Genomic DNA, 21,475 nt, shown 5'->3' with positions numbered 1-21,475 from the left:
GGAGCTCTTAGCAGGGAGCAGGGGAAGCAGGGGAAGCAGGGGAAGCAGGGGAAGCAGGGGAAGCATTGAATGAAGCCCTCTATTCCCAGTACCCAATCCCCAATCCCCAGTACCCATGCCCCATGCCCCATGCCCCATGCCCCATGCCCCAATCCCCAATCCCCAATCCCCAATCCCCAGTACCCAATCCCCAATAACAAGTATTAAGCTAGTAAGAGGAAACCTAAAAGTTAAAAACGATGATCCTACCTGGAGCAACTGTTCGCGTCAAGAATCCAGCAGATACCTACTATCGCTTTGAAGGACTCGTGCAACGGGTGAGTGATGGTAAAGTAGCTGTACTGTTTGAAGGTGGTAACTGGGATAAATTAATTACCTTTCGCCTGTCAGAGCTAGAACTTGTAGAAACTACAGCCGGTCGTAAAAAAGGGAAATAAAACATAAATGGGCATGGGGCATGGGGCAGAGGGCATTGGGTATAGGTACTAGGTACTAGGTACTGGGGATTGGGGATTGTGTACTGGGAATAGAGGACTTCATTCAATTCTTCCCCTGCTCCTCTGCTCCTCTGCCTCCTCTGCTCCCCTGCTTTCCCTGCTCAAGAGATCCCATGCCCTATGCCCTATGCCCCATGCCCATTTACCCTACCATGCGCCTTCCTCTACCACAGTTTAACCGTCGCGATCGCCACCCTGACCATATTGGCGAGGTCATTGAAACCGCAACTTGTGAATTTCTAGCTCAGTGTTTGGAAACAGAAGACTTGAGTTTCCCTGTTATGCCACCATTTGGCAGCTGGGTTTGTTCTGTAGATGAAGAGTCAAAAAATCAAGTTTATGCTGTAGTATATCATGCAACTACAATGCCCATAGATTCTGTACATAGGGCAGTAGCTCTTGGCTTGTCATTGCAGGATTTGCGAGAAGAACAACCTCAAATATTTTCTATGCTGAAAACACAATTCCGTTCCGTAATTGTTGGTTTTGAGCAGTCTAGAGATGCTATAATCTCTAAACAACGGGTGTATCAATATCTGCCACCCCGTCCCCCGCAAATTCATCAAGCGGTTTATCGATGTGAACCAGAAGCGATCATTCGATTTACCGAAGAGTTAGATTTTTTACAAACACTACTTTCTGTCAAAGGTATACCAGTGGAGTCTTTAACCGCAGCAGCTATTAGAGAGGTGTATCAATTACGTAAAGCTGACCGACAGTGGTTAATAAAAGCTGGACGAACCCTAAGTATCTTATTAAAAGATGACTATGACCGCTTACGGTTCATCTTAAGTCAAATCCACCCATAGGTAGTTAGCTTTGTGACCAGAATTTATGTAACTTAAGTAAGACTTTTGATCTTTTGCTCAGGGTAGCTTTTGAATTTGTATTGATAAAAGCGATTGTCTTGGGTAATCGCAGCCATACCATAGCCTTTGCCAGTCCTACCTATGGAACTGATATCACAATTTCTTGCTTTAGAACCTACTTCCCAAGTTCTTGGCAAGGAACCAATTGTTCCCTTCGCTATTCTATTACTAGTCATATTAATTGTACCCATCCTGTTTGAGCGTCTACGCTTGCCAGGAATATTCGGTTTGCTTGCATCGGGGATAGTGCTTGGTCCTCATGGGTGGAATTTATTGCAAACAGCATCGCCTTTGATGACTCTACTGTCAGACATTGGGCTAGTTTACTTGATATTTGTGGCAGGTCTAGAAGTAGACTTAGTACAGTTTCGCCGAAATAAAAATCGATCTTTAGCGTTTGGTAGCTTTACCTTCCTAGTTCCCCTTTTCGTGGGAGCTACTGTAGTGAGGATTTTTGGTTTTAACTGGAATGCAGCAATTCTGGTCGGCTCTTTGTTTGCTTCTTACACGCTCCTAGCATACCCGATTCTCACTCGTTTGGCAGTAGTTAGCAACGAAGCTGTTAATATGACGATTGGGGCTTCAATTTTGACTGATGCCAGCGTACTACTGATATTAACAGTATGTGTGGCTATCCATACGAATAAATTAGGCGTTTGGCAAGTCGTCACCTTACTAAATTCGTTAATTATCTACGCTCTCTTTATTCTTATTGGTTTTGATTGGTTGGGTAAACAATTTTTCCGCAGATCAGGGGATGACCAAGGAAACCAGTTTTTGTTTGTGTTACTCTCCGTATTTCTCGCATCTGTAGGCGCTCAATTTATCGGCGTACAAAAAATTGTTGGAGCTTTCTTAGCAGGTTTAGCAGTCAACGAAGTTCTTGGAGATGGACCAGTCAAAGAGAAGATACTTTTTGTTGGCAACGTGCTGTTCATTCCTATTTTCTTTGTTAACGTTGGCTTGTTAGTTAATCTGCCGATATTCTTAAAAAGCTTTGGTACGCTTAACTTAACATTGTTAATTTTAATTGGGTTAGTAACAAGCAAATTTATAGCGGCTTTTTTAACAAAATTATTTTATCGCTACAACTGGCAAGAAACGCTAACAATATGGTCTTTGTCAATACCTCAAGCAGGTGTAACTTTAGCAGCGACTTTAGTTGGGTATCGAGCAGGGATACTCAATTTATCCGTATTAGACAGTGCTATTTTCTTAATAGTCGTAACATCTGCTTTGGGCCCGTTGATTACTGGTAAAGTAGCTGTGGGTTTAAGTTCAACACCGCAAAAGGTTCAAAAGCCAACAACCTCTCTTCACCACCAAAACCAAGAAAAAAGAAACAGCCCTTTTACAATAGTAGTACCTGTTTACAATCCGCAAACGCAGCAGTATTTAATTGAAATGGCGGCATTGCTAGCACGGCAAGGAAATGGTAAGATCATTCCTCTAGCAGTTGCTACTGCTTTCGCTCATATGGATGCACCCCAGTTAGATGCTTCCGTACAACGAAGTGAGCGTCTATTGGCAAAAGCTACAGCTTTAAGTCAAGTCTTAGGTGTGGAAGCACAGCCATTACTCCGAATTGATGATGCCTTTGCTCCAGCAATTAGTAGAGCTTCTAGAGAACAAAGAGCTAATTTAATTGTTATGGGTTGGGGTAACCGTACAGGATTGAAAGCTCGTTTATTTGGTAATGTAATTGATAGTGTTTTATGGGGCTCCCATTGCCCAGTTGCGGTAATGCGTCTTGTGGAATCGCCGAAAAAAATTCAGCGCATTTTAGTACCTGTAGAAAACTTATTGGCTCCATCATTACAGCCTGTACAATTTGCCCAAATTGTAGCAGACGCAAATCAAGCTCAGGTGACCTTACTAAATGTATGTGAGCGGCGCACTAGCCCAGCTAAAATTGCTCATAAGCAATCTCAACTCTCCCTGTTGGTGTCTAAATTAGGTTCGCCAAATCCACCAGAAGTCCAGATTATAACCCATGAAAATATAGCTCAGGCGATTTTGCAGGCAGCAAGATTATATGACTTGGTAGTATTACCTTTTACACGTAATCGTACCAGTCCTGGAGGTTTAGCCATTAGTGATGTCACAAACCAGTTAGTGAGACAACTCACTTGCTCTATTATTATGCTTGGTGAACCCCATCGCACTCACACTGTTCTTCTGCCATCTGGGGTGACTTCGACAGCCACAATGTCACAGGGAATTATCTAAAACGGGTAATTTGATCACAAACTCTGTTCCTTCACCAAGGACAGAGTTGCAAATTAACTTACCAGCGTGTGTTTCTTCGACAATCTGGCGGGCGATCGCTAATCCTATTCCTGTTCCTTTACCAACATCTTTGGTGGTGAAGAGATGGTCAAAAATTCGATCTTTAATCGACTTTGGCATTCCTGGGCCATTATCTCCGATCCGAACGATTATTGTTTGCTCGTCGTTAGAGACTTCTGTGCTAATCTTAATCTGGTAACGCTTGGCTTCTAATTCGGCGAATGTTTGTCCAGCGCTCGCTATATCTATTGCATCAATCGCATTTGCGAGTATATTCATAAATACTTGATTCAGCTGACCCAAAAAGCAATTGACAAGTGGTAATTCGTTGTAATCTCTGATCACCTCAATCGCGGGACGTTTGTCGGAAGCTTTGAGGCGATACTTCAAAATCAACAGCGTACTGTCAATTCCTTCGTGAATGTTACAAGCAACTTTTTCAACAGCGTCGGCTCTCGAGAAGGTTCTTAGGCTATCGCTAATCGCTGTAATCCTCCGTGATGCTATTTTCATGGAGTTTATTAGTTTTTGGAAATCAGCAGTCAAAAATTCTAGGTCGATATCTTGTGCGTGTTCCCTGATTTCAGGTACTGGTGTAGGATAATGTTGTTGATACAATTGAAGATGAACTAGTAAATCTTGGATATATTGCTCAGTATTAGTTACGCTACCCTGAATAAATCCAATGGGGTTGTTAATTTCGTGTGCTACCCCCGCGACTAAATTACCCAAGGTTGCCATTTTTTCGTTTTGCACGAGTTGTAGTTGGGCTTGCTTGAGTTCATCGAGCGATCGCTCTAATTGTTGTCCATAACTCTGGGCTTTTTGATAAAGTCGGGCGTTTTCTAGCGATATACCAGCTTGGGCGCATAATAGATGAATGACCTCTAAGCGAGAATTGGTAAATACGCCAATTGTTAACGAATTTTCCAGATACAGCAAGCCCATGAATTGACCTTGATGCACAATTGGCGCACACAATACACTCTTGGGTTGTTTCTGCATTAGATATGGGTCGCCAATAAAATCTTTTTGTACTGTGGCATCATGCAGCACAATAGTCTTTAACGTGCGTTTAACATAGTTTACCACAGTGATAGGGACCGTTTCGCTACTTTCTAATGGTGCAGATATCAAATTAATACCATCATCTGTGCTAGCTATAGCCTCAACGAAGAGTTGACGATCTTTGAGCAGCACTAGGGTAGCTGTCTTCGCTCCAGCATTCTCTATCACCACTTTCATTAAAGTACAAAGCAAGTGTTCTAATTGAATTTCACTGGATAAGGCTTGTGAAGCTTTGAGAACAGTAGCAAAGTCAAGCGCTTCCGAAAGACTACTATTAGTAATACTTGTTTGGATGGTTTGATGAAGAACTAAAGATGAATCGACAGTAGAAAAACGTATTTTGTTGAAATGGGAGCGATCTTGTTGTACTTGTAGAATGGGAGCGAGAAGTTCGAGATACCGTTTTTCTAAGTCATCGGCTTTGGCTTTTGCACCCCAGCGGGTGTAACAAGAGTAAGCTTCTTCCATGTATGGTTGAGCGACTTTTTCTTTCCCTATTTTCAGGTAATACTTCGCTGCTAACTCATTAGCAAGAGCTTGATTATTGATATATTTATGTTTAGTCGCGATCGCGATCGCCTCATCATAGAGATCCATTGTCTCTAAACGCTGACCCAAAACTCGAGCTTTCTCTGCTTGGACAAGGCGTAACTTTTGCAGAATGTTTTCTGGACAGCTTTTTGCCCAACATTGTAGCTTCTCTTCTATAACTTGGGCTTGTTGTAAATGATGTTCTCGTTCTGATTCTATTGCTGTGTCACATAATGCTAAATGCATTAAAGCCACATAAAAGTTCGTTTCAGGAACTTTGCTGTGGCTGGGAACATACGTTTCTATAATCTCTAGCTTGTCAATCAAATTTTTCCATTCGCTGCGTTCATCAAACCAGTATGCACTGCGTATTTTAGGGTAGTAAAACCACGCCTGGTAATAACCCATATTGGGGTATTTCTCTAGATACTCAGTTTCGCTGAAGTGTTCATCATCGAAAGTCGCTAAACCCATTAAATGGAGTAATGGCTGAATAACACCCGCATGCAATAGATCGATGATGTCATAGTTTTTCACCTGTTTGAGAAACGCTAAATGGGCTTGGCAAATTTCGTAGAGATCATGTAAATCTTTACCAGAAGTGAGGCGATCAGAACCACTTTGGATAATTAAGTAGCCAATTGTAACCCAGTCTCCTGATTCTAAACCAAAGCGATAGGCGTTATCGTAATAGCGCTCTGATTCCTGAATAGGACGGCACCAGTTGTGAACGTCGGCAGCAAAAAGAAAATTGGTTTGGCACTTAATATAGTTATTGTCAAACTGCTCTGAAAGTTTTACCGCCATTTCACCAAACTGTCCACCGATTTCGTAGTTCCCTAACCCACCAGCAACCAAGCCATAGCCTACGTAACCAAAAGGTGAAAACTCATCATTACCATCTTGTAAAGAAAGGGTTGTCATTTTAACAACAGTCAGGCTAGCTAGAGTTTGATTACCAATCAAGTACCCTGCATAAAACATTGCCTGCAAGATTTTCATCATGGCTCTCTTTTGGGAATCTTGCATGTGGGGTAGATAAAGCAGATCTTTTACATTGCGATCAACCAGATAATCAGCCACTGCTTGCAGTTCTTCATCCAGCATGTTTTTTAAAGAACTTGGCTCAAGATCCATTTCCCAACCTAACAGTGATAAACTGGTGCGCTGTACTTCCACTGCTTCGGCGTAACGTCCTTGAATTTGATACTGATTCATTTGAATCAGGTAGATTGTTACTTGATCAAGCAGTGTTTGAGCATTTGCCAGAGCAATGGGATAAAGGCTCTCTGCTTGATCAAATTCGCTACATAAATACTCCACCTCTGCCCGTTCTCGATACAGCGCGAAGGTTAGGCTATAATCTTTTGTCCAAGCCTGGTTTGGCAGCATTTCCATTCCAATGATCAAGTATTCCCGCGCTGCGTTATAGGCACAAGAAAGCTTTGCCTTTTGTCCCGCACGTAAATTTAATTGTGCAAGTTGCCAAAATTCAGCCTCTGTCGTCAGCAGTTCTCGTCCTAAGTTGATTTGATTGACGATCTCAAAAATTTGCTCTTCCCATTGATCGGCGGGAATGTTCTCTAATAATAAACGCCCAATTTTTAGATGTACGGCTTGCTTTTGATGATCAGGAATCAACGAGTAAGCAGCTTGCTGAACCCGATCATGCAAAAATTTGTAGGTCACAACTTGCTCTGGGACGATGTTATGCTGTGTTTCCCGTCCTACATAAAACTTGTAAACCTCAGTTTGAGGCAAGATTAACCCTTCTTGTAAGCCTTTCCATAATACTGTTGCAGCTTCAGTTTCGGATTGCTCACAAATGACTGCCAACGTAGCCAGATTAAATTGGTTACCAATACACGCAGCTAATTTCAATACATTTTGTGTTGCTGTTGGTAGCTTCTGCAGCTGCAATGCCATAAACTCAACAACATCATTCGTTAAAGCTAATGCTTTCACCGCAGCAATATCACACTGCCAAACTCCTGTATCAAAATCAAACTGAATTAGTCCATCCTCATACAATGCCTTGAGGAACTGTGTGCTGAAAAATGGGTTACCCTTAGTTTTTTGATAAATCTGTTGAGTCAGTGGTTGAGCTATTGTTGCTGAACAACTGAGGGTATCAGCAATCAGTTGATTTAAACTTTCTTCACTAAGTGGGGATAGTGTGATTGTGTTAATGATAGCATTGGTTTTGCCAATTTCCTCTAGTGTTAGTATTAGGGGATGAGCAGCAGACACCTCGTTATCACGGTAAGCACCAATTAGCAACAAATACCCAGTACTTGACTCACTCATCAGCAGTTGCATTAACTTAAGCGATGCTAAATCTGCCCATTGCAAATCATCCAGGAAAATTACTAAAGGATGTTCTTTTGTTGTCAGTACTTGAGTAAACTTTTGAAATAATAAATTAAATCGATTCTGTGCTGCCATTCCAGAAAGTTCAGGTGCTGGAGGTTGTTGCCCGATAATTTGTTCGAGTTCTGGAATAACTTCAACAATCACCTGCCCATTGTCGCCCAACGCTTCAAGAATTTTAGCTTTCCAAATTTCTAGTTGGGTATCAGTTTCAGAAAGCAATTGCCCCATTAAGTTTCGAAACGCTTGCACAAAAGCTGAAAAAGGAATATTTCGATTAAATTGGTCAAATTTACCTTTGATGAAGTAGCCCCTAGCTGCAACAATGGGTTTATGAACTTCGTTAACAATTGCTGTTTTTCCAATCCCGGAAAAACCTGCTACAAGCATGAGTTCTGTGTTTTTATTAGCGACTCGGTCAAATGCTGTCAGCAGGATTTCAACTTCTGCTTCTCTACCGTAGAGTTTTTCGGGGATGAGAAAGCGATCGCTCACATCTCGTTGCCCAATTTCGAAATCCTCTATTTTGCCGTTTTTGTTCAGTTGAGCTAGACAAGTTTCTAAATCAAATTTTAGTCCTATTGCACTTTGGTAGCGGTCTTCGGCATTTTTTGCCATTAATTTGCCGACAATAGAAGAAATTATAGGGGCAATTGCTGGATTAATATCGTGAACTTGCGGGGGTTGTTTAGCAATATGACTATGCACCAACTCCATCGGATCGTTAGATTGAAAGGGTAACTCTCCTGTTAGTAATTCGTAAAAAGTTACACCTAAAGAATAAAAATCTGTTCGGTAGTCGATGCCTCGATTCATCCTCCCTGTTTGTTCTGGTGACAAGTAGCCTAGAGTCCCTTCTAACACATTTGGACTCATCAGCACTTGGGTTTCCCGTGGTAGCAAAGAGGCTATACTAAAGTCAATTAATTTTACTTGTTTAGTTTTTGGATTAATTAAAATGTTAGCGGGTTTAATATCTTTATGAATAATGCGGTGACGAATTAGTATATCTAATGTGTTGCACAGGGCGATCGCTAACAGCAAAAACTCCTTCATGTTTTGTGGGTTTTCGCCGATCGTTCTATTATTCTCTCCCTCCATCCATTGACTGAGGGAAATCCCTCCAAAGTCCTCCATTACCAAGGCATAGCCATTTTGATATGGTTCTAAGCTATACATTTGGGTAATAACTGAGGAGTCGAGGTTTTTGGCAATAGTGTATTGATTACGAAACTGGAGTAGTTCACTAAAGCTAGGATAAGGATTTTTTAGCAGCTTGATAACAACTGTTTGTCGATCTTTGTCTCGATAAGCACGATAAACTACAGTTTTGGAACCATCGTAAAGTTGTTCGGCAACTTGATAACCGCTTATACTGACTCTTTTACTACCCATACAGATGAATCCTTGAGGCTTTTTATTTTTAGTCTTCCCAAAACATGTGCTTGTATCATTAATCTATGTAAGACAATTGGTGAAATGAGGAGAACTACCAAACTCTTGAAACAATCAGAGCGCTCTCGGCTGAGGTAGTGTGACCATAAGAACATGGTACGTAAACTATTTAGGTTATCCTATCGTTTCCTTCAAATTTGTTCCATAAGCTAAAAAACTTTATATTCTTGAAGATTTGGTAAATTATTATCCAAACCGTTACTGTAGACAGGCAATGTTTGTTAATTTTCTAAGGGAATTCTGTAATCTTAGTAAAAATAAACATAAAAAAATTGTACCTCCAAACGATTTGCTCTTTTCCTAACGAAACTCCTTAAAAACCTTGATTTGTTTCTGTGTTTTCATGGAAAAACTGGGTATTCTAAAGAAAAGTAGAATACATTTTGCAATGATAATTATCTGTTAACGAACTGAGACATTATGAGAATATTGGTGACGGGCGGAGCTGGGTTTATTGGTTCACATCTAATTGAGCGACTGATAGCTGAAAAACATGAGGTTATTTGTTTGGATAACTTCTATACTGGTCATAAACGTAACATCCTTAAATGGACAGATTATCCTTATTTTGAATTGATCCGCCATGACATCACTGAACCTATACGCTTAGAGGTTGATCAGATTTACCATTTAGCTTGTCCTGCTTCCCCAGTACATTATCAGCACAACCCAGTTAAAACCGTTAAAACCAGTGTGATGGGCACACTGAATATGCTCGGCTTGGCTAAGCGAGTGAAAGCACGTTTTTTACTGGCTTCAACTAGTGAAGTGTACGGTGATCCAGAAGTTCACCCCCAAAGTGAAGAATATTGGGGTAACGTCAATCCTATTGGTATAAGATCATGCTACGATGAAGGTAAAAGAATTGCGGAAACACTAGCATTTGATTATTACAGGCAAAATAAAGTTGATATTCGCGTGGCGAGAATATTTAATACTTATGGCCCACGAATGTTAGAAAATGATGGTCGGGTAGTCAGCAACTTTGTCGTTCAGGCGTTACGAGGTATTCCTTTAACAGTTTATGGAGACGGATCTCAAACTCGTAGTTTTTGTTACGTGTCAGACTTGGTAGAAGGACTGATGCGGCTGATGAATGGCGAGTACATTGGGCCAGTAAATTTAGGAAACCCCGATGAATATACAATATTAGAGTTAGCGCAAAATGTTCAAAATTTAGTGAATCCTGACGCAAAAATCAAGTTTGAGCCATTACCTTCTGACGATCCGCGTCGTCGTCGCCCTGATATTACCAAAGCAAAAACCTGGCTAAATTGGGAACCTACCGTTCCGTTGCAAGAGGGGTTAAAACTGACTATAGAAGATTTTCGCTCTCGGTTAAATAAATAGGTTAATAGTTGTAGTTGTCCTATTAACAACTAAAAAAAATCGAAAACTAACCCCAAAGAAACGAGGAATTGAACAAAATGCGAGTTTGCGTGATTGGTACTGGTTACGTTGGTCTGGTTACAGGTGCTTGCTTGGCGCACATCGGACACGACGTGATTTGTGTTGATAATAACGAAGAAAAAGTCAAGATCATGAAGTCTGGGCAATCACCGATTTTTGAGCCTGGCCTTTCAGAGATTATCCAGTCTGCCATTAGTTCTGGGAAAATCCAGTTTACCACGGATATTGCTGGAGGAGTTGAACACGGTGAGATTTTATTCATTGCTGTGGGAACACCGCCTTTACCAACTGGTGAAAGTGATACTCGTTATGTTGAAGCTGTAGCTAGGAGTATTGGTAGTCATTTAAATGGTGGATACAAGGTTATTGTCAACAAATCTACAGTGCCAATCGGCTCAGGCGACTGGGTGCGGATGATTGTTTTGGATGGCATTGCTGAACGTCAGAAAACACTGGTAACCTCAGGTGGTGGATCAGTTGAAGAAAAACTACCTGAGATTGCAGGTAAGTTTGATGTAGTAAGCAACCCAGAGTTTTTACGGGAAGGTTCTGCAGTTTACGATACCTTTAACCCCGATAGGATCGTAATAGGGGGCAATAGTCCTAAAGCGCTCGAAATGATGCAAGAGTTATATGCTCCAATTGTAGAGCGTAAGTACGCTGACAATCCATCTTTGCCACCAGTGCCAGTACTAGTTACAGACTTGAGTTCGGCAGAGATGATTAAATATGCTGCTAATGCCTTTTTAGCAACTAAGATTAGTTTTATTAACGAAGTTGCTAACATTTGCGATCGCGTCGGTGCTGACGTTTGTCAAGTCGCAAAAGGTATTGGGTTAGACTCGCGTATTGGTAACAAATTCTTAAATGCTGGTATCGGTTGGGGTGGTTCTTGCTTTCCCAAGGATGTTTCCGCACTCATTCACACTGCTGATGACTACGGTTATGAAGCTCAATTACTCAAAGCTGCTGTTAGCGTCAATGAACGTCAGCGCTTGATTGCTGTTGAAAAACTTCAACAAGTTCTGAAAATTCTCAAAGGAAAAACCGTAGGATTGTTAGGCTTAACCTTCAAGCCTGATACTGATGATATGCGCGATGCACCAGCACTTAACTTGATTGAGCAATTGAACCGTTTGGGAGCTAAAGTAAAAGCATACGATCCTATTGTTTCTCAAACTGGAATGCGTCACGGACTTTCTGGTGTGTTAGTTGAAACCGATGCTGAAAGACTTGCTGACGGATGTGATGCTTTGGTACTTGTAACCGAATGGCAACAGTTTAGCCATTTGGACTATACCAAAATGGCACAATTAATGAGCCATCCAGTCATAATTGATGGTCGTAACTTCCTCGATCCTGAAATGATGGCACGCGCTGGCTTCCAATACGTAGGCGTTGGACGTTAGATTGAGATCCTAGAAATTACGTAGGGGCGAACGCCGTTAGGCGTTCGCCCTTGTATTTGTGCGCGAAAAATGTTTGTGACCTACTGAATATTACCAGCCTAATGGGAAAACTATTTATAGTACTCGTAATCTATTAATTGACCTTAATTAATCAACGACAAAGTTTTAATCTTGATCGCAGATAATGGGTTAGGAATTACCGAAAGAGTCAAATCAAAGCTTTTTGATCCATTTTTCACGACAAAACCGCCTGGTAAGGGTACAGGGTTGTTCAGAGGAGGTACCCGCTACACCCAACACCCTATTTTTTGTAAAATAAATTGAGAAGAGTGCTTACCCCTTCTCCTTCGGAGACGCTTTGCGCGTCGCGCAGCTATGCCCGCAGGGTTTTACGGGGAAGCCGCAGGCGCTTACTGCGCAACGACGAACCAATAATTTCTTGGGTGGGTGGTTATGCATTTAACTTGGTTAAACACTAATAGTTGGCTGATTGAAATCGGAGGTCAACGGATACTCCTTGACCCTTGGTTAGTTGGTACGTTAACCTTTAATAATTGGGATTGGTTGTTCAAGGCAACTCATACAGAAGAACATCCAATACCACAAAATGTTGACTTAATTGTACTATCTCAAGGATTAGAAGATCACTCTCACCCAGAGACGCTTAAACAGCTTGACAAAGCAATCCCGGTTGTAGCTTCTCCTAATGCTGCCAAGGTAGTAAAAGAGTTAGGTTATACTCAGGTAACAGCACTCAGTCATGGTGAAAGTTTCACTTTAAATGAGAGTCTAGCAATTAAGGCGACTCGCGGATCTCTGGTTGGTCTCGATTTGGTAGAGAATGGTTATCTTTTCACTGAGTTAAATAGCAACTTTAAGATCTACTATGAACCTCACGGAAATCATTCTCCGGAACTGAAGGAAGCCGCGCCAGTAGATGTTATTATCACCCCACTTACAGATCTAGCTTTACCTGTGATTGGATCAATTATTAAGGGTGGGAAAAATGCTTTGGAAGTAGCTCAGTGGTTGAAGCCTCAAGTGATGTTACCAACAGCTGTTGGTGGTGAAGTGGTTTCTGAAGGTTTGTTACCTTCTGTACTTCAGCCGAAGGGAAGCATTGAGGAATTTCGTACATTACTTGCAGATAGAAACCTGTCGACAGAAGTTATTGAGCCGAAAGCAGGCGATCGCATACAACTCGAATTAGAAAAACGCTCTCTTGTATAAGAAAATCTTATAATATTACTCGTTCACCAATTTATTAGCAACGATATGCCAAATCAAGCCTGCAGCAATCAGCGCTAAACCTAGGTGCCAAATAAACGGTTCTACCCAAAAGGCAAGAAATAGGCAGGCTAATAAACCAACCAATGATACCCATTTAGGGTAAAGCCTTTCATTGGGTGGTAAACAAAATGCAGCTAAGTTAGTAATTGCGTAATAAATCAAAACAGTAAAGGCACTGAATGACCAAGTCGTTTTGACATTACCAATCAAAACTAAAACAGCGATCGCAATGCCTATCGCGATGGTAGCTGGTACTGGGGTAGTTTGTGATTCATTTACAAGAGCAAAAATTCTTGGCATATCGTGGCGTCGTCCCATCGCCAGCAATACACGAGATAAGCCCAAAATTAAGTTTAGCAGCACTCCTAACATGGCAGCGATCGCGCCAACTGCTAATATTTGGGATCCTCCTAAAACACCAAGCCTTCGAACTACAACTTCTAAAGGCGCAGCTTGTCCTAATGATACTGACTCGCCAAGAACTTCTGCCCCTACTGAGCCTACGGCAACCACTGCTACTACTACATACAGCAGCATGGTCAATATCATTGTAATAATAATCGCTTTTGGAATAGTTTTGCGCGGTTCCTTAGCTTCTTCTCCTAAAGTAGCAATGCGACCATAACCAGTATACGCGACAAACATCAAAGCGCTGGCATGAAATACTGAGCCGATAGAGCTTTTAAAAAAAGGTGTGAAGTGTTCAGCACCAGATGCTAAAACAAACGGAGTTCCTGCCCCAATAAAAAAAATCAAAGATAGTACAGATACAGATACAATCAAAATATTGGCGACATTAGAACGACGAATTCCACTTAAAACAATTCCCGTTAGGATGACAACAGACGCTAAAGCCAAAGGAATGAGCAAAGAGCTTCCTCTCAAACCCATAGCATTCAGTAAGTAGCCAGCAAAACCCAAAGCCGCCGTGGCAGCTGAGGCAGTTTTAGCAAGCAAAAACATCCATCCTGCTGTGAAGCCAAGCCAAGAATTCAGATACCGATAACCGTACTCATAAGAACCACCACTGACAGGATGACTAGCAGCCAGTTGCGCACTGTTTAGCCCGTTACAAGTTGCTACTAGTGCGCCAACAACAACAGCTAGGACCACTGCATTACCAGCGATCCCAGCAGCTATGCCAATACTGACAAACACTCCAGTACCAATAATTGAACCCAAACCCATCACAGTTGCACCTACAACCCCTAACTCGCGTTGCAACTGCTGCGGTGAAGTTCTCAGTGACACGAGACATCTCCTTTATCTAAGGATTTTGTGGTATACGTTCTATCTCGGCATAACCGCTAAATATCAACCTTTGACCATCCGTTTCTAAGCGGTTTAGCCGCATTTTTACTCCATCAAGGTCAAATCGATCTAAATCTACCATGTTATCTAAAATTTCTGCTAGTGCTAAGCTTAACTTTTGAGAAATATCCCGTTGTGATTCTGGGACTTGATCAAGTTCAATTTCAGGGTTTTTAAATGAAACGCGGCGACGCTTCTCAATACCTATAGTTAAGGTCATAGTTATGGGTACGAGTTCGCCATTATTTAAATCTGCTTTTGCAGAAATCCGTTGCTGATTTTTAGGTAATAGCTGCACCTGCACATCACTAAAGGTAACTGGTTGACCACCAGATATCTCTGTCAAGGCTGGTATGGTCAAGTTTTCCAAGCGCTTTCTAACCAATTCAGCTTTAAAGGATTGATTGATCCCTGCTTCTGTTAAAATCACTTGAGCAACTGCTTGGGTTGGTTGTTTTAGGCGCAGTTTTCCGCTTAGAACGGAGCCAAAGTCAATAGCAACAGCATCGGTTTCTATAGAAATTTCCTCGGCTGCAAAATCTTTGCGGATAACCAAGCCACGACCATTCATTTTGAAGCTGTCGATGCTCCCTTGCAAGAGTTTGCTAGAAGGAAAGCAGCGAACAGAGACTTCCACTGACTCGCTTTTGGTAAACAGGTGGCGAATCGTTTGGCTAGCGACTGTGTTGAGCATTCGCTCTCCCCAGTCTGTGCTTTTGGGATCTGTAAAACCAGTAAGTCCGCCTAACATGTTGGTTTTGGCTACTCTCTATAGAAGTTCTTTGTATTTTTGTAACAAATTGTAACCGATTCAGCAACCTTCTGATGATTTATTGTGCTGATAGGTATAGCTAAGATGTCTGATGAGAGAGAGTTATTGTGAACACACCCAACCGCTCTTAGCCCCCTGAGCAGGGGAACTTGCTATAACAACGAGTAGTAGCTGTCACCTATTTTCAAGACACCTACGACTAGGGGATGAAAATATTTCTTCCCCATGCCCACTTGCTCTATGCCCATTTTCAATCGCCAATTAACTCCACTGCATCTCTTCCGTCTAGCTCTTGTAAGTAAACCTTGACAATCTCGTCTTTAGCAGTGGGAAGTTTCTTACCAATAAAATCTGGATGAATTGGTAATTCACGATGTCCTCTGTCTACCAACACAGCCAAACGAATTGTTTCTGGTCTACCATATTCGTTTACCGCATTTAAAGCAGCACGGATTGTACGACCCTTGAAAATGACATCATCTACAATAACCACTGTTTTCCCTGTAAGGTCAAAAGGAATATCAGTTTTTGCAGGAGTACGCAATCCAATTTTGTCAAGGTCGTCTCTATAAAATGTAATATCTAACGCTCCCACATCTATTGGGACACCTTCAAGCGCTTGAATGTGACGCGCTAGTAATTCCGCTAATGGCACACCCCTTGTATGAAGCCCTATTAGCACTAGGTCAGATAAATCACGAGTCTTTTCTATAATTTGAGAAGCAAGACGAGTTACGGTACGACGAAGTTCTTCAGGTGAGAGGATTTCAACTACTTTGAGAGACAGTTTCATAGCTCGGTAACCCTGAGTAACGAATTATACCATTGTAATGGTTGGTTGGTAATCGATAGTGAGTGTCGCTTAGCCTCTAGTCAAAATTCAAAATTCCAAAAAAAAATAAACAGGGACACGAGCCCCAATTCATTTATGGAAAACGAAAAATTGCAAGAATACTACGTCTTTTAGATGGAGCAACAGCCAGGAATACAATTCTTTTGGCTTTTGATTTTTGACTTTCGCATCGCGCGTAGCGCCCCAGAGGAAACTAGCGGTGCCACACTCCTAATCCTATCTTTATCATTAACGAAAAATACTCGCAAGGGAAGGGGGCAGGGAGCAGGGGAGCGAGAGAGCAGAGGAGCAGAATTATCTAGGTCAATTGCTAGCTGCAAGGAATTAGTACTGCTTAGGCATTTTTTCCTCCCCTACACCCCACACCCCACACCCTGCCCTATGCCCCATTCCCATTATTTATCTTTAAACGTCCAAACCCCATCGTTCCAATCCGCCTCAGATGGTGGCTGTTGTAGCCAGTGTTGACAACGACGCAGATGCAATGTTGCTGCTTGATCGTTTGGATTGATTTCTAAAACTTTAGCGAACTCACTTTTGGCAAAGGTGAACTGGCGATTTTGATAATACTGACGCCCTTTATGATAGTGCTCAACCACCTGCTGTTTGTCGCTACTAATGGAGTCGGAACGCAAACCCAGAAGTTCATATATAGCGACTGGCTCGTTTCTACCTTTAACGCGAATGTAATCTAGTTCTCTAGCCCAAATAAAATCTTTACAAGGTTGATAAGTATTATGACTCATAATAATATCGCAGCCGTACTGTTTACTGATGCTTTCTAGGCGGGAGCCAAGATTAACACCGTCGCCAATAGCGGTGAATTCCATTCGCTTGCTAGAGCCAATATTTCCGCTAATGACTGTATCTGAGTTGATCCCTATACCTATGTTAATTCTTGGTTTGTGATCTGCATAACGACGTGCATTAAATTCTTTTAAGCGATCGCGCATCTCTAATGATGTTTGCACAGCCATCCAAGCGTGTTCTTGTAAGGCTAAGGGGGAGCCATACACAGCCATGATGGCATCACCAATGTACTTGTCGAGAGTGCCTTTATATTTAAAGACAGCTTCTACCATTGATTCAAAATATTCGTTGAGCATACTGACCACTTCTTCCGCTTCTAGGTTTTCTGTTAAAGTGGTGTAGCCACGGATATCAGAGAATAAAATCGAAACTTCTTTGCGATCGCCCCCTAGTTTAGCGTCATCCAATTTCAATAATTCTTCCGCTAACTCCTGGGTCATATAACGATACATTGTACTCTTGAGGCGTTTTTGGTCGCTGATATCATCCATCACTACCAACGCTCCACGCACTTGCTGCTGATCACTAGCATCGGCGATTGTGTTAATTGATAAATTAACACTGCGGTGCTTTTCTCTAGTTGAGACAAGAGTGCGATCAGGATAGTACTGCTCGCGATATTTTGACTCGGCTGCATTCAAAGCAGCTTGACACCACTTGCTAAAATCGCTTTCTTTAATGCTGATAATATCAGTGATTAATTTACCTTCTAAACGTTCTTCTGCTTCCAAACCAAGCAAGCGTTTGGCGCTTTCATTAGCGGCTATAATCTGTCCACTTTTATTAGTAGAAATGACGCCGTTTGAGAGACTCCGGAGAATATCTCGTTGCATTTGTTCTTGCTGTTTAACAGTCGCGAACAACTTAGCGTTTTGCAACGCTACACCTGCTTGAATATTAAACGCCTCCATGAACTCCTCGTCATTGCGGTCAAAACTAGCCTGAAAACATTCAGGAGCTTTTGGCCATAAACTGGGGTCATAAATAGGAAAATCACCAGGTTTCTTTTTGTTTACTAACTGTGTCACACCAATCAATTGGCGATCGGCATTGAATACAGGCATACAGAGTAAGCTACAGGTACGATAGCCATTAGCTATATCCATTTTTTTTGCTGTATCCGAATCTGGATGCTCATAGAGATCGAAGGGAATGTTGAGCCTTTTGCCAGATGCAGCGACAATACCTGCAAAACCTCTGCCTACTGGTACACGCAATTCCTTAGTTGAGCCATCGTCTTGAGTGATTTTTGTCCACAACTCATCTGCATCAGGATCTAACAACCATAAAGTACTGCGATCGGCATTCATCAATTCTTTTGCCTCATCCATGACTCGCTTGAGTGTTTCTTCTAGATCGAGGCTGCTCTGACTCAAAGACTTGATCGCTTTCATGAGCGCTGCTGCTGCTCTTTGTTTTTGAGTTGCTACATAGAAAGAGCGTGACGACTCTAGTATCAGCCTGATAGAAGGAGCAAATTCTTGAAATAATTCTTCATCAGTGCTAGTAAAGCCTCGAGGATCAATACGTTCTGAAATAGGAGCTTCTGGAATGTCAGGGCGTTTTAATTTATTCAGTAATTGAACCACTGCGACTAATTGTCCTTGTTCGTTTAACAGTGGCAACGCTAACATTGTGTAAGTGCGATACCCAGTTATTTGTTCTTGTTGTTGAGCAAAGACTGAGCGTGGATCTGTGTAAAAATCAAAGGGAATATTAATAACTTTCTTATCGCTGGCAACTTCACCAGCAATACCTTTATCTGCTGGAATGCGAATTTCTAGAGAGCGATCGCCTTCCCCTTCAGCCAGAATCGACCAAAGTTCTTTCTTTTCTTCATCTAATAAAAATATTGTTGTTCGATCTGCACCTAATAACTCCCCAGTTTTTAAGGTTATGGAATGCAACATTTCTTGAAGGATTGTTTCAAACCCTTGGGAATCGAGCATGGATAGAGTTTGATTTACAATTTTTAACTTTTGCTCAACTTCCGCCACAACCTGTTTAAATGTATCCTGAGTTAGAGGAGCAAGAAAGGTAGATATAGTTCCTTTTTGTTTGGCAAGAGCACCCACAGGAGCAGTATTGTACTGCAAGTCACGGTTTTGTTTATTGCCAACACCAATAATCAAATCGGCGGTTTCACCGCAACTAGATTGATAAGCTGACATAATTGGTTTTTGATCTAGAATTTAGATTTTATCTGTGTTTAAGTATGCTAAGATAGAGAAAAAGTAACCATTGCTACAAGTAACCTGATGTAATATTATTTACAGTTTAATCTGTCGAAAACTAAGCGTCATCTGAAGAGAACACGGGGATATCTAATCCCCACGACACAAGGACACTTAGGCAGTTCTAGAAAATAAAATATACAATTCCTACGGATAACAACAGTGTCGGCAATATTAGCAGCCATACACTATCATAACTTCAACAGCTTAAAATTTCATGAATATTATGTTCTCAAAGAATTTATGCCACATAATACTTAATATCGATTTAATTGTTCAAAAGAACTAAAGCACTTGTGTGCGAACCCTTTGCTACGTAACACTCACATTGCTTGATTTAAACATATAGAGCCAAGAGGCAAACAGTTGTTAGCTTTTGAAAGATGTTGTATTCTGCATCAAGATGTAATCCGCTATATAGCTAAAAGTTTTTATGAATCCAGAGATCTTGGTAAAGCTGCGGGGTTTATGTCGAAATGAAGCGGCATTTGAAGAAATTCAACAGATATTAGCAGGCGAACTCCAACATTTAGAAAAACAAAGAAATCAAGCGCATTTTCAAGTCGAGCAGCAGAAAACGCTGTTCCGTGTAATTACTCGCCTGAGGGAGCCCCTAGATTTAGAAAAAATTTTTAAAGCTACAGCTACGGAAGTTCGCCAACTATTGCAGGCAGATAGAGTGGGGATGTTTCGCTTCTATCCAGATTCAGGCGCGGATGATGGGGAATTTGTGTCTGAAGACGTAGATCCAGCTTTTAGACCAGCTATGGGGCAAAAAGTTCACGATCACTGCTTTGGAGAGCAGTTTGCAATTTATTATCAACAGGGTCGTGTTCAGGCAGTTGCAGATATATATAGTTATGGTTTAAGTGATTGTCATATTAGAGTTTTGTCGCAATTTCAGGTTCGAGCTAATCTCGTAGTACCACTTTTGCAAGGTCAAAAGCTTTGGGGATTACTTTGTATTCACCAGTGTCACGCTCCCCGAGAATGGCAGCCCATAGAAATTGAATTCGTCAGCCAAATTGCTAGCCATCTGGGGGTAGCTCTTCAACATGCAGAACTCTTAGCTGAGTTACAGGCTGAAGTACTAGAACGTTTACAGGCTGAGCAGGAAGTCAAATCTCTAAATCAGGGGCTACAACGAACAATCATTGAACTACAAGCAGTGAACAAAGAGTTAGAAGCCTTTAGCTACTCTATCTCTCATGACTTGCGTGCTCCTTTACGAAGTATTGACGGTTTTAGCCAAGCTTTGCTAGAAGACTACTATGATGTGTTAGATGCTATGGGGCAGGACTACCTCCGGAGAATTCGAGGAGCCTCCCAACGGATGGGACAATTAATCGATGACCTACTGAATCTATCTCGGGTAACACGCAGCGATATACAATTGGAACCTGTAGATCTGAGTTTGTTAGCTAGCAGCATCTGTAATGAATTCCAGCATAGTCAGCCAGAGCGGCGTGTAGACTTTGTCATCCAAGCAGGACTCCTAGCTCAAGGGGATATCCGCCTGTTGCGAGTGTTATTGGTGAACTTGCTAAATAATGCTTGGAAATTTACATCAAAACACGCCCAAGCACGAATTGAGTTTGGTGCAACCAATACCGAAACGGATATTCCAGTATACTTTGTTCGTGATGATGGCGCAGGCTTTGATATGACTTATGCCAACAAATTATTTGGACCTTTTCAGCGTTTGCACGGGATGCATGAATTTCCAGGTAATGGTATTGGACTAGCTACAGTGCAACGAATCGTCCATCGCCATGGCGGTCGAGTGTGGGCAGAAGGATCTGTGGAACGAGGAGCTACTTTTTATTTTACATTAGTAGCAGAGGAGGCAAGGGGATGATCTTGAGCAACAAAATGATTTTGATCGTGGAGGATAATCCTGATGATGAAGCTTTGGCTATTCGAGCTCTTAGGCGCAACAAAATTATCAATGAGATCGTAGTCGCTCATGACGGTGTAGAAGCTCTAGATTATCTGTTTGGGACTGGAACTTATGCTGGTCGAAATATCAGTGCTAAGCCTTCAGTGATTTTGTTAGATCTAAAATTGCCCCGTGTTGATGGAATTGAAGTATTGCGTCGCTTACGAGGAGACGAACGCACTAGACTGCTGCCAGTAGTGATTCTAACTACATCCAGCGAAGAACAAGATATGTTAAATAGTTACAACTTGGGGTGTAACAGTTACATTCGTAAACCAGTCGATTTTATCCAATTTAGCGAAGCAATCCGGCAATTGGGGATGTACTGGTTACTGATGAACGAACCACCACCTATTTAGTGAGGTAGC

13 protein-coding genes and 1 pseudogene are annotated in these 21,475 nt (G+C 41.7%); 9 read left to right on the top strand and 5 right to left on the bottom strand.

Translation table 11 applies throughout. The features are described from left to right. Positions 1-239 precede the first annotated feature (239 nt). The 3 genes from G4P69_RS09050 (at position 240) to G4P69_RS09040 (ending at position 3,595) form a co-directional block, all read left to right on the top strand. Entirely contained in the window at positions 240-437 is a 198-nt protein-coding gene (locus G4P69_RS09050; protein ID WP_208346265.1) for an NAD(P)H dehydrogenase subunit NdhS, read from the top strand. Between the two features lie 212 nt (positions 438-649). Next, entirely contained in the window at positions 650-1,306 is a 657-nt protein-coding gene (locus tag G4P69_RS09045; protein ID WP_208349538.1) for a hypothetical protein, read from the top strand. 141 nt (positions 1,307-1,447) lie between these two features. Continuing rightward, a complete protein-coding gene (locus G4P69_RS09040; RefSeq protein WP_208349444.1) occupies positions 1,448-3,595 on the top strand; it encodes a cation:proton antiporter domain-containing protein in 2,148 nt (715 codons plus the stop codon). Here the strand turns inward: G4P69_RS09040 and G4P69_RS09035 are convergent. Further along, positions 3,578-9,019, bottom strand: coding sequence for a trifunctional serine/threonine-protein kinase/ATP-binding protein/sensor histidine kinase (locus tag G4P69_RS09035; RefSeq protein ID WP_208349439.1), 5,442 nt, complete (start codon positions 9,017-9,019; stop codon positions 3,578-3,580). The genes G4P69_RS09040 and G4P69_RS09035 overlap by 18 nt on opposite strands. Positions 9,020-9,499: 480 nt before the next feature. On the opposite strand from G4P69_RS09035, the gene G4P69_RS09030 reads away from it, so the two are divergent. From G4P69_RS09030 to G4P69_RS09020, 4 genes and pseudogenes are all read left to right on the top strand, one after another. Further along, positions 9,500-10,429 (top strand): UDP-glucuronic acid decarboxylase family protein, encoded by a 930-nt coding sequence (locus G4P69_RS09030; RefSeq protein ID WP_208349438.1) that lies wholly within the window; start codon positions 9,500-9,502, stop codon positions 10,427-10,429. Between the two features lie 77 nt (positions 10,430-10,506). Beyond that, complete coding sequence (locus G4P69_RS09025; RefSeq protein ID WP_208345452.1) at positions 10,507-11,898, top strand: UDP-glucose dehydrogenase family protein; 1,392 nt, start codon at positions 10,507-10,509, stop codon at positions 11,896-11,898. A 156-nt stretch (positions 11,899-12,054) separates the two neighbouring features. Further along, positions 12,055-12,168 (top strand): annotated as a pseudogene (locus G4P69_RS40425) (histidine kinase); the annotation flags it as partial. Between the two features lie 183 nt (positions 12,169-12,351). Continuing rightward, on the top strand, positions 12,352-13,128 hold the full coding sequence (locus G4P69_RS09020; protein ID WP_208345453.1) for an MBL fold metallo-hydrolase: 777 nt from the start codon (positions 12,352-12,354) through the stop codon (positions 13,126-13,128). 15 nt (positions 13,129-13,143) lie between these two features. Here the strand turns inward: G4P69_RS09020 and G4P69_RS09015 are convergent, their stop codons facing one another. From G4P69_RS09015 to G4P69_RS09000, 4 genes are all read right to left on the bottom strand, one after another. Then, complete coding sequence (locus G4P69_RS09015) at positions 13,144-14,439, bottom strand: APC family permease (RefSeq protein ID WP_208349437.1); 1,296 nt, start codon at positions 14,437-14,439, stop codon at positions 13,144-13,146. A 16-nt stretch (positions 14,440-14,455) separates the two neighbouring features. After that, complete coding sequence (locus tag G4P69_RS09010) at positions 14,456-15,250, bottom strand: LmeA family phospholipid-binding protein (protein ID WP_208346500.1); 795 nt, start codon at positions 15,248-15,250, stop codon at positions 14,456-14,458. Positions 15,251-15,521: 271 nt separating this feature from the next. After that, on the bottom strand, positions 15,522-16,064 hold the full coding sequence (pyrR, locus tag G4P69_RS09005; RefSeq protein WP_208349435.1) for a bifunctional pyr operon transcriptional regulator/uracil phosphoribosyltransferase PyrR: 543 nt from the start codon (positions 16,062-16,064) through the stop codon (positions 15,522-15,524). Positions 16,065-16,519: 455 nt separating this feature from the next. After that, positions 16,520-19,105, bottom strand: a complete 2,586-nt coding sequence (locus G4P69_RS09000; RefSeq protein WP_208349433.1) for an adenylate/guanylate cyclase domain-containing protein — start codon at positions 19,103-19,105, stop codon at positions 16,520-16,522. Positions 19,106-19,601: 496 nt separating this feature from the next. On the opposite strand from G4P69_RS09000, the gene G4P69_RS08995 reads away from it, so the two are divergent. Next, positions 19,602-21,026, top strand: a complete 1,425-nt coding sequence (locus G4P69_RS08995; RefSeq protein ID WP_208349430.1) for a GAF domain-containing protein — start codon at positions 19,602-19,604, stop codon at positions 21,024-21,026. 14 nt (positions 21,027-21,040) lie between these two features. Next, positions 21,041-21,466 carry a response regulator gene (locus G4P69_RS08990; protein WP_390691849.1) on the top strand — a complete coding sequence of 142 codons (426 nt, stop codon included), beginning with the start codon at positions 21,041-21,043 and terminating at the stop codon, positions 21,464-21,466. Positions 21,467-21,475: the final 9 nt, after the last annotated feature.

The sequence above is a fragment of the Aetokthonos hydrillicola CCALA 1050 genome, from assembly GCF_017591665.1.
Taxonomy (GTDB): Bacteria; Cyanobacteriota; Cyanobacteriia; order Cyanobacteriales; family Nostocaceae; genus Aetokthonos; species Aetokthonos hydrillicola.
The sequence above is the reverse complement of the archived record's forward strand: the minus strand, read 5'-3'. Positions and strand labels throughout refer to the sequence as shown.